Source organism: Enterobacter sp. TCD1-1 (assembly GCF_020567405.1).
Lineage (GTDB): Bacteria > Pseudomonadota > Gammaproteobacteria > Enterobacterales > Enterobacteriaceae > Enterobacter > Enterobacter quasiroggenkampii.
Genome location: NZ_JAJCXF010000001.1, coordinates 1,798,303 through 1,811,683, shown reverse-complemented (window position 1 = coordinate 1,811,683; position 13,381 = coordinate 1,798,303). Strand labels below are relative to the sequence as shown.

Sequence of the window (13,381 nt, the reverse complement as noted above, 5' to 3'; positions counted from 1 at the left end):
TGGCAATGAGTGGGGCGGGCATGCTCGCCCCACGGTGTCTAACCAACGTCACATTATATAGGCACACGCCAGAAGGTACGGGCAATGTTGAAATTTATCCTACGTCGCTGTCTGGAAGCGATTCCGACGCTATTTATTCTCATCACGATTTCCTTCTTCATGATGCGCCTTGCGCCGGGAAGTCCATTTACCGGTGAGCGTACGCTGCCGCCAGAAGTCATGGCGAATATCGAAGCGAAATACCACTTAAACGATCCTATCTCCACCCAGTACTTCAACTACCTGAAGCAGCTGGCGCACGGGGATTTTGGACCGTCATTTAAATATAAAGACTATTCCGTTAACGACCTGGTGGCGTCCAGCTTCCCGGTGTCGGCGAAATTGGGTGCTGCGGCATTCATTCTGGCGATCGTTTTCGGGGTCACCGCAGGCGTCATCGCCGCGCTCAGACAAAATACCAAATGGGATTATGCCGTAATGGGGGTGGCAATGACCGGGGTAGTCATACCCAGTTTCGTTGTCGCGCCATTACTGGTGATGATATTTGCCATCACGCTGAAGTGGCTGCCTGGCGGCGGCTGGAACGGCGGGGCACTCAAGTTCATGATTTTGCCGATGGTGGCATTATCTCTGGCGTACATCGCCAGTATCGCGCGTATCACCCGTGGTTCAATGATCGAAGTGCTGCACTCGAACTTCATTCGTACCGCGCGCGCGAAAGGGCTGCCGATGCGTCGGATTATCTTCCGCCACGCGCTTAAACCGGCGCTGTTGCCCGTGCTCTCCTACATGGGCCCGGCATTCGTCGGGATCATCACTGGCTCGATGGTTATCGAAACCATTTACGGCCTGCCGGGCATTGGTCAGCTGTTTGTTAATGGCGCGCTCAACCGCGACTATTCGCTGGTACTGAGCCTGACCATTCTCGTCGGTGCGCTGACCATTCTCTTTAACGCAATCGTCGATGTGCTGTACGCCGTCATCGACCCGAAAATCCGTTACTAACTGGAGCACGCCATGATGTTGAGTAAGAAAAACAGCGAGGCGCTGGAAAACTTCAGTGAAAAACTGGAAGTAGAAGGTCGTAGCCTCTGGCAGGACGCGCGCCGTCGCTTTATGCACAACCGCGCGGCGGTGGCGAGTCTGGTGGTTCTGGTGATCATCGCACTGTTTGTGACCCTGGCGCCGATGCTGTCGCAATTTACCTATTTCGACACCGACTGGGGCATGATGTCCAGCGCGCCGGATATGGAATCAGGCCACTATTTCGGCACGGACTCTTCCGGACGCGATCTGCTGGTGCGTGTTGCTATCGGGGGGCGTATCTCGCTGATGGTCGGGATTGCTGCCGCGCTGGTGGCGGTGATCGTGGGGACGCTCTACGGCTCACTGTCCGGCTACCTTGGCGGTAAAGTGGACTCGGTGATGATGCGTCTGCTGGAAATCCTGAACTCCTTCCCGTTTATGTTCTTCGTCATCCTGCTGGTGACCTTCTTCGGTCAGAATATCCTTTTGATCTTCGTGGCCATCGGGATGGTATCCTGGCTGGATATGGCGCGTATTGTCCGCGGCCAGACGCTGAGCCTCAAACGCAAAGAGTTTATCGAAGCCGCGCAGGTCGGCGGTGTCTCTACCGGGAATATCGTGGTTCGCCATATCGTTCCTAACGTGCTGGGCGTGGTGGTGGTCTATGCCTCACTGCTGGTGCCAAGCATGATCCTGTTTGAATCCTTCCTGAGCTTCCTCGGTCTGGGTACGCAAGAGCCGCTGAGCAGCTGGGGCGCGCTGCTGAGTGACGGTGCAAACTCAATGGAAGTGTCACCGTGGCTGCTGTTATACCCGGCGGGTTTTCTGGTCGTTACCCTGTTTTGTTTTAACTTTATCGGCGATGGCCTGCGTGATGCCCTCGACCCGAAAGACCGTTAAGGAGCGCCGTCATGACAATGATTGAAACGGCAACCGCGCCACAGGCGCAGCAGCGGAGCGACCTTCTGCTGGACGTAAAAGATCTTCGCGTCACCTTTAAGACCCCGGACGGGGATGTGACCGCCGTGAACGATCTCAACTTCAACCTGCGCGCGGGCGAAACGCTCGGCATCGTGGGTGAATCCGGATCCGGGAAGTCCCAGACAGCCTTTGCGCTAATGGGCCTGCTGGCCGCTAACGGTGTGATTGGCGGTTCCGCGAAATTCAACGGTCGTGAAATCCTCAACCTGCCGGAGCACGAGCTGAACAAGCTGCGCGCCGAGCAGATCTCGATGATTTTCCAGGATCCGATGACCTCGCTGAACCCGTATATGCGCGTCGGTGAGCAGCTGATGGAAGTCCTGATGCTGCACAAAGGTCTGGGCAAAGCCGAAGCCTTTGAAGAGTCGGTCAAAATGCTCGATGCGGTGAAAATGCCGGAAGCGCGCAAGCGCATGCGAATGTTCCCGCACGAGTTCTCTGGCGGTATGCGTCAGCGCGTGATGATTGCGATGGCGCTGCTGTGCCGGCCAAAACTGCTGATTGCCGACGAACCGACCACCGCGCTGGACGTTACCGTTCAGGCACAAATCATGACCCTGCTGAACGAGTTGAAGCGTGAGTTCAACACGGCGATTATCATGATCACCCATGACCTGGGCGTGGTGGCGGGCATCTGTGACAAAGTGCTGGTGATGTATGCCGGCCGTACCATGGAATACGGCAAAGCGCGTGACGTGTTCTATCAGCCAGCGCATCCTTACTCGATTGGCCTGCTGAACGCGGTACCGCGTCTCGATGCGGAAGGGGAGTCCCTGCTCACCATTCCAGGCAACCCGCCAAACCTGCTGCGCCTGCCGAAAGGCTGTCCGTTCCAGCCGCGCTGCCCGCACGCGATGGAAATCTGCAACAGCGCACCGCCGCTGGAAGAGTTTGCACCAGGCCGCCTGCGCGCCTGCTTTAAGCCGCAGGAGGAGCTGGTATGAACGCATTAGATGAAAAACGCAACGTGCTGCTCGAGATTGCTGACCTTAAGGTGCATTTCGACATCAAAGACGGCAAACAGTGGTTCTGGCAGCCGTCGAAGACCCTGAAAGCGGTGGACGGCGTCACGCTGCGCCTGTATGAGGGGGAAACCCTGGGCGTGGTGGGCGAGTCCGGCTGCGGTAAATCGACCTTTGCGCGCGCCATTATCGGTCTGGTGAAAGCCACCGACGGTAAAGTGGCCTGGCTGGGTAAAGATCTGCTGGGCATGAAACCCGACGAGTGGCGCGACGTGCGCAGCGATATCCAGATGATTTTCCAGGATCCGCTGGCGTCATTAAACCCGCGTATGACCATCGGTGAGATTATTGCCGAGCCGCTGCGGACCTATCATCCGAAGATGTCCCGTCAGGAAGTGCGCGATCGCGTTAAGGCGATGATGCTGAAAGTCGGGCTGTTGCCTAACCTCATCAACCGATATCCGCACGAGTTCTCCGGCGGTCAGTGTCAGCGTATTGGTATTGCGCGCGCCCTGATCCTCGAACCGAAGCTGATTATCTGTGATGAGCCGGTTTCCGCGCTCGACGTCTCCATTCAGGCGCAGGTGGTTAACCTGCTGCAGAAGCTGCAGCGCGAAATGGGACTGTCGCTGATCTTCATCGCGCATGACCTGGCCGTGGTGAAACACATCTCTGACCGCGTGCTGGTGATGTATCTGGGGCACGCCGTGGAGCTGGGCACCTATGACGAGGTGTACCACAATCCGCTGCACCCTTACACCAAAGCGCTGATGTCGGCAGTGCCGATCCCCGATCCCGATCTGGAAAAGAATAAGACCATCCAGCTTCTGGAAGGGGAATTGCCTTCACCGATTAACCCGCCGTCGGGCTGTGTCTTCCGCACGCGCTGCCCAATGGCCGGGCCGGAATGTGCGAAAACGCGACCGGTTCTGGAAGGCAGTTTCCGACATGCGGTTTCCTGCCTGAAAGTAGACCCGTTATAATCGCAAGGGCTGACATGATGTCAGCCCTTATATTTTGCGAGGTCACTGTGTCGCGTTTATTCACGTCAGCCCGTCGGCGGCTTTATCATGTTTTATTCGATCCTGAAACGGTATCCGGGCGACGCTTCGAAGGTCTTTGCGGTTTATTTGCGCTCCTCAGCGTGGTGGTCATCTTTATTGAGTCAGGCGCCGGGACGCAATACCACCTGACGTTTGACGAATGGCATGTCTTTGTCTGGCTTGAGCTGGCGATAACCCTTGTTTTTACCGCTGAATATCTGCTCAGAGTAATTGCCTGGCCCAACCCGGCCCGATATGTTTTCAGCTTCTGGGGATTTATTGATTTAGCCACCATTCTACCGCTCTACGTCATGTGGCTGTGGCCGGAAATCAGCCTGAGCTATGTCTTTGCCTGGCGAGCGATGCGCGTTATTCGCGTATTACGTATTCTGAAATTACTGCGCTTTATGCCCTCACTGCGCGTGTTCTGGAGCGCAATTGTCAGCGCGCGGCATCAGCTTATTCTCTTCTACTCGTTTATTGCCATCGTCATGATCGTTTTTGGCGCGCTGATGTATCTGATAGAGGGGCCGAAATATGGTTTCACGACGCTCAATGCGTCCGTTTATTGGGCGATAGTGACCGTGACGACTGTCGGGTACGGTGATATCACGCCCCATACGCCGCTGGGCCGCATTGTGGCCTCAGTGCTGATTTTGATTGGCTATTCGGTCATTGCTATTCCGACCGGGCTTATTACCACGCACATGAGCAGCGCATTTCAGAGCCGCAAGCAGCAGCGCAAATGTCCGGCATGTCACCAGGGTGAACATGACCTTAACGCGCGGTTTTGTAACCGCTGCGGAAATGCGTTGCCGGAGTAAATAAAAAAGGCTGCAATCGCAGCCTTTTTTATTATTCGCGCCAGAGAATATGGCACAGCTTGTGGTCTTTCTCTCGACAGAGCAGGACGCGGGCGAAAATATCGTTAATCTCGCCACCGTCTTCATCGGCCAACCCGATGACCACTTCGGCAAAGAAGTCAGGATTCAGATCGAAATCCACATGTTCAGCCCAGTCTTCTGAAGGGTCGAACAGTTCGGCACCGCCGCGCTCTTCGAACTGCAGATTAAAGAGGATCACGTCTGCGGGATCGAGGTTATCAACCGCCAGTTCGAGAAAAATGTCATAGGCCTGCTCGAGCGTTTCGTCTTCGGTCAGGCGATTGTTCAGATCCATTTCCATGATGACTACCTGTTTAACATCGTTGGGCACGTTTTACAGCAACGGACTAAAGAAGTAAAACAGTCGTTCGGCAATTCTCTGCCACAGCGGACGTTTTACCCACAGTCTGGCATCCAGCAGCCGCGAGCGGGAGATATAATCATCCTGCACCGCCGCGAGATCGCCGCCAAAGCCGGCATCATCAATAACCAGCGTGATTTCAAAGTTGAGCCACAGGCTGCGCATATCCAGGTTCACTGTCCCCACCAGGCTTAACTCGCCGTCGACAAGCACGCTTTTGGTGTGGAGCAATCCGCCTTCGAACTGGTAGATCTTCACCCCTGCAGCCAGCAGTTCGCTAAAGAATGCCCGGCTGGCCCAGCCCACCAGAAGGGAGTCATTTTTGCGTGGCAAAATAATGCTCACATCGACGCCGCGCTGCGCCGCGGTACAGATCGCGTGCAGGAGATCATCGCTGGGAACAAAGTAGGGCGTCGTCATGATCAGGTATTCACGCGCCGAGTACGTCGCCGTCAGCAGCGCCTGATGGATCAAATCCTCCGGGAAGCCCGGCCCGGAAGCAATGGTATGAATGGTGTGACCGCTGGCCTCTTCAAACGGCATAATATTGCCGTCCGGCGGGGGCGGCAGAATGCGTTTGCCGGTTTCTATCTCCCAGTCGCAGGAGTAAACGATGCCCATCGAGGTGGCAATCGGCCCCTCCATTCGCGCCATCAAATCCACCCACTGGCCCACGCCCGAGTCCTGCTTGAAGAAGCGCGGATCAACCATGTTCATGCTGCCGGTGTAGGCAATATAGTTATCGATCATGATCATTTTGCGATGCTGACGGAGATCCATCCGGCGCAGAAACACGCGCAGCAGGTTAACCTTCAGCGCCTCAACCACCTCGATACCGGCATTGCGCATCATGCCCGCCCAGGGACTGCGGAAAAATGCCACGCTGCCTGCGGAATCAAGCATCAGACGGCAGTGAATGCCGCGTCGCGCCGCGGCCATCAGCGATTCAGCGACCTGGTCAGCCATCCCGCCAGGCTGCCAGATATAAAAAACCATCTCGATATTATGACGCGCCAGCTGGATATCGCGGATTAATGCCTGCATGACGTCGTCGGACGAGGTCAGCAACTGGAGTTGATTGCCTTTAACACCACCAATCCCCTGACGGCGCTCGCACAGCTTAAACAGTGACGAGGCGACGCTGCTGTTCTCCTCGGCAAAGATATGCTTGCAGGCCTTAAGATCGTTTAGCCACTTTGCGGTTGAGGGCCACATGGCGCGGGCACGCTCGGCGCGGCGTTTGCCGAGATGAAGCTCACCGAAAGAGAGATAGGCAATAATTCCCACCAGCGGCAGGATGTAGATGATCAGAAGCCAGGCCATGGCAGAGGGTACGGCTCTGCGCTTCATCAGGATGCGTAACGTCACACCCGCGATTAACAGCCAGTATCCTAAAATGACCAGCCAACTCACCACGGTGTAGAAGGTTGTCATAGGTAAAAAAATCCTTTTGAAAGCGTATTGTTATGAGTGTACGCATCAGGATTCATCTGGCAAATAAAAACGCCAGGTAAAAGCGCTGGTTTGCTGCCAGCATGGGTTTATAATGTCGTCTCTGTTAGAGAAAGAGTTGTAGACATGAAGCGCAGTAGAACAGAAGTAGGGCGCTGGCGCATGTTGCGACAGGTGAGTCGTCGCAAGGCTCGTTGGCTGGAAGCACAATCCCGCCGCAATATGCGTATTCACGCCATCAGAAAATGTGGAATGACCCGGCATCGCAACGCGTTGCTGTTCGCAGTCCAGGATATCTGAGTACCATGAGGGCACCGTAATGGTGCCCAATGATTTTATAGAGTCTGATTTTTAGGAGTAGCGTATTTGCAGCGCTATTCCTGCTGTATTGAGCAAAAGGAGGGAGAAGAAGTGTTTGCGGAGTTTGGCGTACTGAATTTCTGGACGTATGTTGTTGGCGCGTTTTTTATCGTGCTCGTACCGGGGCCGAATACCCTGTTTGTGCTTAAAACCGGAATTGGACACGGCGTTAAAAAAGGGTATCTTGCCGCGTCGGGCGTATTTATCGGCGATGCGGTACTGATGTTTCTGGCCTGGGCGGGCGTCGCGGCATTAATCCAGACCACGCCGGTACTGTTTAATATCGTGCGCTATCTCGGCGCCTTCTATCTGCTGTGGCTGGGCGGCAAAATGCTCTGGTCGGTGGTGAACCGTCAGAAAAACGCGCATGAGAGCGGCCCCGAACCTGCCAGTATGATCATGAAACGTTCGCTGGTATTGAGCCTGACGAATCCAAAAGCGATTCTGTTCTACGTATCGTTCTTCGTTCAGTTCATTGACGTGAACGCACAGAGCACTGGCACCTCTTTCCTGATCCTCGCGACGACGCTTGAGTTAATCAGCTTCATGTACATGAGTTTCCTGATCTTCTCCGGTGCGTTTGTCACGCGTTATCTCAAAACGAAAAAGAAACTGGCAAAGCTGGGGAACGGGCTGATAGGGCTGCTGTTTGTCGGGTTTGCGGCGAGGTTGGCGTCGCTGCATTGATTGATGAAAGGCTCCTGCGGGAGCCTTTTTAATGTCTGGCGTAACTGGAAAGCCGCGCCAGACAAGGCTTCACGTTTTACTACTAGCAGTCAAAAGCCATAAAAAGCGGCTAGGGTGTGGACACATTGTGGACACTCTGACCACCATTAGCACCCTTCAACGGGTTAAGCGAAATCGCGTCCTGCAGGTACTGAGGAGCGAAGTGCGCATAGACCATTGTCTGAGCAATTTTTGTATGACCTAAGATCCTCTGCAGTGTGATGATGTTGCCCCCGTTAATCATAAAGTGCGTCGCGAAAGAGTGTCGTAGCGCATGTGTTGCTTGTCCGGCCGGTAAATCGGGCTTAACCTCTTTGAGGGTTCGCCTGAAGTCAGCATAACTGGCCTCAGGAAACAGAAAACCTCGTGTTTTGCCGACTACGTAAGCCGCAACGTCATCAGAGATCGGGACCGTGCGCGGTGTGTTGGTTTTCGTCTTAACGAAAGACACTCGGTTATGAATCACATTCTCCGCCTTCAATCGCGCAGCTTCTCCCCATCTTGCTCCGGTACTCAAACACAAAACCGCAATTTTACGATTATCACCTGAGAGCGCAGCAAGTAAGGCGTCAATTTCCTCAAGAGTGAGATAGCCCGTTTCGGCTGTCTGCTCTTTCAGTTTTTTGAATCCCCTGAATGGATGCTCACCGTTATACAGTTCTGACTCAATCAGGGTTGTGAACATCCCACCTAGCGTGATCAGGTCGCGGTTGATGGTAGTTGGCTTAATACCTTCACCCCGACGTTGAGCACAATATTGCGTTATCAGGCTCTTGGTGATCTGGAAAGCGCATGGGTTACCGGTCATCGTTTCGAAACGCTCAATTTTCCTGAGATACGATTGACCGTGCTCCTCATGTTTACCTTTCAGCTTCCACCACAACTCTTTCAGTTCTGACAATTGGCGTTTGTCCGTTGGTTTTGAAAGCCATTCCTTTGAGTGATGGTTATATTGAGTGTGCTTTTCAAAAGCCATCGCCTCGCTTTTCTTGTCGAACTTCCGACGGATGCGTTTTCCGTTACGCCCGCTCGGTCTAATGTCCACTTCATATCGACCATCATCGAGCTTTTTAACAGACATAAAGCCTCCCGATGATGTTACTGCGTACTTCAATTTCCTGATTTAAATAGCAAAAACTCACTGTGCATTTACTGCACAAAAAAGCGCCGTAAATGGTTAGCCAGTTTTCTGGTCTGAGTGGGGTGACGTTGTTGTCTGCTGCCCAAAGTGCGCGAGAGCCGGTGCAATTTGCCCAGCTTCAGGTGTTATTTGATCGGCCATGAACCACAACGTGTACTTTGTGAACCGGGGGTGTTGCAGGATTTTCATGATTTGCTCTACTCCTGGCTTTTTGTCGCCGGATTCATAACCAGCAAGGGAGCTATACGCTATCCCTGTTAACTCACTGAATTGTCTCTTGTTTAATCTCTCTGACTCTCTAATCAGCTTTATCTTCTCAAATACCGGGGTTGACATAGTTACTCCTATGGAAGAATATTGCCCCTATCGGGATGTTTTACTCTTATTGGGTTATCTAGTGAGAGCAATTAAAGCCCATTAAGAGCAATTAATCACACTAAAGGAGAATCGTAGCAGATGAACAACCAGCTTGTAAGTAGAACAGATGCGGTTCCATATCAGGAATTCGCGCGCCTCATTGGTAAAACACCTGCAGCCGTTAAAGGCATGATTGAAAAGGGCAAGCTGCCTGTAGTCGAGATGACTGATCCGCAGTCAACGAGTGGGCGCGCAGGGGAATATTGGGTTTATCTGCCCGCCTGGAACAAGGGTATGAAGATGGCCTACGACAGCCGCCCGAAGGAAATTCGTGATGGTTGGCTGATGTGGCTCGGGTTAGGGGAGCCAGTATGAATAATGAACCTCGCTGTATTGCACAGTTGCTTCGAAGAGAAAGCCCTAAACCTACCAACTTCACTATCACTCACGGTCGTGGACGTAAGGGCATCATCATCCGAACCCGAAAGCCGGGCGTTATCGAGAAGCTTCGTCGCGTGGTCAAAAAGAGAGGACTGTGGTTATGACGGTGATGACACTTGATGTGATCCAGAAACAACCAACAGCGCTTCGTGGTCTGGTCTGCAAGTATCTGGCTCAGCCTCGCTGGCAGGACACTTGTGATTTTTACAATCAGATGATGGAGCGGGAGCGTCTTACGGTTTGTTTCCACGCTCAATTAAAACAGCGTCACTCTGTGATGCGCTTAGAGGAAATGGCTGAAGCAGATCGTGAGCGTCTTGTTTGTGCGCTTGATGAATTGAGAAATGCATTTGCCCGGCACCGCCAAATTGGCTCGTCAAAAGCAACTTTCATCAGTCGCCTGACTGTTAGCCAAAGGCGCTCATTGTTTCTTCATGCGGGACTGACAGAACAGGAATTTATGATGCCGCACTGGTGTTTAAATGAAGAGGACTGTTATTGGCGTGACAAACTTTTCCGCGCTTTGCGAGAACTGTTTAGCCTTTTTGAGTACGCACCAACCATTTTAACCTCGGTAAAACCTGAGCAGTATTTACATTAATTAATCTGGATTCGTTTTATTACGCGCCTTACAGCGTGGGGACTCCTTTTGTCTGGAGATAGGCAAATGCAAACACAAAACACAGTACCAGATGGCATGTTTTCCGCTCTCCTGGAGCAGGCAGTAAACGAAGCACAGCGCGACCTCGCGACACGTTTCTCTTCTCGATTTGACGGGCTTATCGCGCATATCAGCAAGTCTGAGCTCAATCGTACCGAGATTATCGAGTTATTAGGTCAAGAGTCGGCAAATCTGCACAACTCAATTTTCGATTGAGCGGGCTAACCACTTTTTAAAGGAAGCCAGAATGAGCATACGCATCGAGATAAATAACCAGTACGTGATCACCAGTGACCGCTATCAATTCATTTTGCAGGAAAAAAAGACCGCTACATCCGGGAAGAACGAAGGAAAGGAATGGTTGGACGTTGTGGGTTACTACCCAACTATCCCTAAGCTCATCTCAGGCTTGGTTTTGCATGATCTTTTAACCAGCGATCTTACCGGCTTCGCAGCTTTGGAAGCTCGGATTGAACGCATGGGTAAGCAATGTCTGGACGCTTTTAAATAATATGTCCAACGAACCTCGGGGGCGTGTTGCCCCCTCGCCACCACCACCATTTTTGAAGGGCACCAGTGATTCATTCGTTGGTGCTTATCCCTGGAATAACGTCACAAAAGAGGCCATTGGTCGCGACAGACCCCTTACACGTGCCGAACTCCGTCAGGTGCAAGGTGTTTTAAACCGGATTGACCGTCTACCGTTTTTCCTGCAAACGCTGTTTACATCGCGTTATAACTTCATCCGCCGTAAAAAGAGCCCTTTAGGTGGGTTGTATTTCCTTAAAAACACGTTTGAGCGCAAGCTGCTGCCACGTCTTGAGCGTGTTAATGAACTGTGCGGGATGAATGAATCCGCCTCGATTGGTTTTCTGTCTGCGCGGGATGAATATGCACGCCTGCCGGATATGAACGACAAAGAGCTCAGGAAATTTGCTGCCAGAATTGCCTCTCAGTTCTGGAGCAAATATGAGGAGTTAAGCGACGCATGGGCGGAGGCTCACGGCGGGAAAGAGACACTTTTCACCGATGAAGCTCAGTCGCACGTATACGGGCAAGTGGCCGGTATTGCTCGCGCATTTAACATCACTCCGATGTACTGGAAAAAATACCGTAAGGGTCAGATGACGATCCGCATGGCATTTTCCGCTATTTCACGACTGATAAAAGACGAGTGGTGGGTTAATCAGCTTAAGGCGCAGAGGATGCGCTGGCGCGAGGCGCTGCTCATCGCTGCCGGTGAGGTCAACAAAGACCGTTCACCTTACGCAAGCAAAATGGCGATCCGCGATGTTCACTCGCGCCGCCTGGCTAATCTCGAATACCTGAAATCCTGTGAACTGGAAAACAAAGTCACCGGCGAACGTATCGACCTAATCACTAAGGTCATGGGGAGTATTTCTAACCCTGAAATACGCCGCATGGAGCTGATGAACACTATCGCCGGGATTGAACGTTACGCGACCAGAGTTGGTGACGTGGGGATGTTTATCACGCTGACCACGCCATCGAAGTATCACCCGACCCGTCAGGTTGGCAAAGGTGAAAGCAAAACGGTGCAGCTCAATCACGGCTGGAACGAAACAGCATTCACACCCAAAGACGGCCAGCGCTATCTATGCCGAATCTGGAGCCTGATGCGTACAGCTTTCAAAGATAACGATTTAGAAGTTTACGGGATGCGCGTTGTCGAACCGCACCACGACGGCACGCCACACTGGCACATGATGCTGTTTTGCAAACCCGGTCAGCGTAAAGCCATTAACGAAATTATGCGTCGTTATGCCCTCAAAGAGGATGGACACGAGAAGGGCGCGGCAAAACAGCGCTTTGAGTCACGCCATCTTAATCAGGGCGGAGCGGCGGGTTATATCGCTAAATACATTGCAAAAAATATCGACGGTTACGCGCTCGACGGCCAGCTCGATCACGACACCGGCAAGCCTCTGAAAGATACGGCCGCAGCCGTCACCGCATGGGCGTCAACATGGCGTATCCCTCAGTTTAAACCGATTGGTCTCCCGACGATGGGCGCTTATCGCGAACTGCGCAAACTGCCGCGGGGGGTAAGTATTGCCTGCGAGTTTGACGACAGGGTCGAGGCCGCGCGAGCTGCAGCAGATGAGGGTGACTTTGAGCTGTACATCATCGCGCAGGGTGGGGCAAACATGCCGCGTGATGCTCAGGTCGTCAGGGTCGCCCGTAAGGTGGCGGATGAGGTTAACGAGTACGAGGAAGATATCGAGAGGGTGGTCGGTATTTATGCCCCTCATCTCGGGGCTGACCGTGTCCATGTAACCCGTACAGCCGAATGGCGAATCGTTCCAAAGGTTTTGGCCGTTGAGCCTTTGACCTTAAAAAGCGGCTCTGCCGCGCCTCGGAGTCCTGTCAATAACTGTGGAAAGCTCACCGGCGGCGGCGATCCAGTTATGACCCCCACACCGTCTGAGCAAGCCGCAGCGGTGTTAAATCTGATTGAGCGCGGGGTTATCGGCTGGAATGAGCCGGACGTCGTGAAGGTGCTTAACGGAGCGTTAAAAGCTGGCGTACCGCGTGAGAATCGCCAGCAAAGAAGGAATGCGCCGCTCAAAACGAGCGAGCTAGCGCCATCAGCCAGGATGACAAAAGCCGAAAGGGATCGCGTCGCAAAAATTCGTTTCGATTTAGCTCTGGAAGGGATTAACCCGGAACGGTGGGAACTTAACGCGCTGACGCGTGGTGCAACAGTAGTTTATGGCAATAAGTCTTTTAGCTACTCGTGTGCTCAGGAGTGGGATGAAATCAAGTTAAATTTTGACTTCTGAAAAAAATTTAATAGAATGTCCGTGCTACCGCTTGGGATATCTACATTGCATTACTCTTCGTATTAGCTTTATACAGAGGGTATAAAGGCTGCTATTGGCAACAATGGCGCTTGCATGGAGATAAACTCATGTTAAAGCTAGTGAATGTACGCCAGTACAACCGCTACCGCTTCGGGCGTTGG

At 52.9% G+C, this 13,381-nt stretch carries 16 protein-coding genes; 12 read left to right on the top strand and 4 right to left on the bottom strand.

All coding sequences use genetic code 11. The annotated features are described in order from the left end of the window. The first annotated feature begins 84 nt into the window (after positions 1 to 84). Genes oppB through LJA86_RS08815 form a run of 5 tightly spaced genes read left to right on the top strand, consistent with a single transcriptional unit; the run spans position 85 to position 4,836 of the window. A complete protein-coding gene (oppB, locus tag LJA86_RS08835) occupies positions 85 to 1,005 on the top strand; it encodes an oligopeptide ABC transporter permease OppB (protein WP_008502786.1) in 921 nt (306 codons plus the stop codon). 12 nt (positions 1,006 to 1,017) lie between these two features. After that, positions 1,018 to 1,926 carry an oligopeptide ABC transporter permease OppC gene (gene oppC, locus LJA86_RS08830; protein WP_008502787.1) on the top strand — a complete coding sequence of 303 codons (909 nt, stop codon included), beginning with the start codon at positions 1,018 to 1,020 and terminating at the stop codon, positions 1,924 to 1,926. Between the two features lie 11 nt (positions 1,927 to 1,937). Further along, complete coding sequence (locus LJA86_RS08825) at positions 1,938 to 2,951, top strand: ABC transporter ATP-binding protein (RefSeq protein WP_024907097.1); 1,014 nt, start codon at positions 1,938 to 1,940, stop codon at positions 2,949 to 2,951. Next, on the top strand, positions 2,948 to 3,952 hold the full coding sequence (oppF, locus tag LJA86_RS08820; RefSeq protein WP_008502789.1) for a murein tripeptide/oligopeptide ABC transporter ATP-binding protein OppF: 1,005 nt from the start codon (positions 2,948 to 2,950) through the stop codon (positions 3,950 to 3,952). The genes LJA86_RS08825 and oppF overlap by 4 nt, the downstream gene beginning before the upstream one ends. A gap of 14 nt (positions 3,953 to 3,966) precedes the next feature. Next, on the top strand, positions 3,967 to 4,836 hold the full coding sequence (locus tag LJA86_RS08815) for an ion transporter (RefSeq protein WP_229226030.1): 870 nt from the start codon (positions 3,967 to 3,969) through the stop codon (positions 4,834 to 4,836). A gap of 31 nt (positions 4,837 to 4,867) precedes the next feature. On the opposite strand, the gene LJA86_RS08810 is transcribed toward LJA86_RS08815, so the two are convergent. After that, entirely contained in the window at positions 4,868 to 5,197 is a 330-nt protein-coding gene (locus LJA86_RS08810) for an HI1450 family dsDNA-mimic protein (protein WP_006810881.1), read from the bottom strand. Positions 5,198 to 5,230: 33 nt separating this feature from the next. Then, positions 5,231 to 6,691 (bottom strand): cardiolipin synthase, encoded by a 1,461-nt coding sequence (cls, locus tag LJA86_RS08805; protein WP_008502791.1) that lies wholly within the window; start codon positions 6,689 to 6,691, stop codon positions 5,231 to 5,233. 144 nt (positions 6,692 to 6,835) lie between these two features. Here cls and LJA86_RS08800 point away from each other — a divergent pair, with 144 nt between their 5' ends. Both LJA86_RS08800 and leuE read left to right on the top strand, forming a co-directional pair. Beyond that, positions 6,836 to 7,009: a YciY family protein gene (locus tag LJA86_RS08800; RefSeq protein WP_021240326.1), complete on the top strand. Its 174-nt coding sequence runs from the start codon at positions 6,836 to 6,838 to the stop codon at positions 7,007 to 7,009. A 111-nt stretch (positions 7,010 to 7,120) separates the two neighbouring features. Beyond that, positions 7,121 to 7,756: a leucine efflux protein LeuE gene (gene leuE, locus LJA86_RS08795; RefSeq protein ID WP_069719050.1), complete on the top strand. Its 636-nt coding sequence runs from the start codon at positions 7,121 to 7,123 to the stop codon at positions 7,754 to 7,756. Between the two features lie 109 nt (positions 7,757 to 7,865). Here the strand turns inward: leuE and LJA86_RS08790 are convergent, their stop codons facing one another. Both LJA86_RS08790 and LJA86_RS08785 read right to left on the bottom strand, forming a co-directional pair. Next, positions 7,866 to 8,876, bottom strand: a complete 1,011-nt coding sequence (locus LJA86_RS08790; protein WP_032667446.1) for a tyrosine-type recombinase/integrase — start codon at positions 8,874 to 8,876, stop codon at positions 7,866 to 7,868. A gap of 96 nt (positions 8,877 to 8,972) precedes the next feature. After that, positions 8,973 to 9,272 carry a helix-turn-helix domain-containing protein gene (locus tag LJA86_RS08785; protein WP_032667448.1) on the bottom strand — a complete coding sequence of 100 codons (300 nt, stop codon included), beginning with the start codon at positions 9,270 to 9,272 and terminating at the stop codon, positions 8,973 to 8,975. Positions 9,273 to 9,392: 120 nt separating this feature from the next. Here LJA86_RS08785 and LJA86_RS08780 point away from each other — a divergent pair, with 120 nt between their 5' ends. The 5 genes from LJA86_RS08780 (at position 9,393) to LJA86_RS08760 (ending at position 13,199) form a co-directional block, all read left to right on the top strand. Next, entirely contained in the window at positions 9,393 to 9,668 is a 276-nt protein-coding gene (locus tag LJA86_RS08780) for a regulatory phage cox family protein (RefSeq protein WP_032667449.1), read from the top strand. Positions 9,669 to 9,834: 166 nt separating this feature from the next. Continuing rightward, entirely contained in the window at positions 9,835 to 10,335 is a 501-nt protein-coding gene (locus LJA86_RS08775) for a replication protein B (protein ID WP_229226029.1), read from the top strand. Between the two features lie 66 nt (positions 10,336 to 10,401). Further along, positions 10,402 to 10,611, top strand: a complete 210-nt coding sequence (locus LJA86_RS08770) for a DUF2732 family protein (protein WP_032665602.1) — start codon at positions 10,402 to 10,404, stop codon at positions 10,609 to 10,611. Positions 10,612 to 10,642: 31 nt separating this feature from the next. Then, positions 10,643 to 10,906, top strand: a complete 264-nt coding sequence (locus LJA86_RS08765) for a DUF5405 family protein (RefSeq protein ID WP_032667451.1) — start codon at positions 10,643 to 10,645, stop codon at positions 10,904 to 10,906. Between the two features lies 1 nt (position 10,907). Then, a complete protein-coding gene (locus LJA86_RS08760; protein WP_229226028.1) occupies positions 10,908 to 13,199 on the top strand; it encodes a replication endonuclease in 2,292 nt (763 codons plus the stop codon). Positions 13,200 to 13,381: the final 182 nt, after the last annotated feature.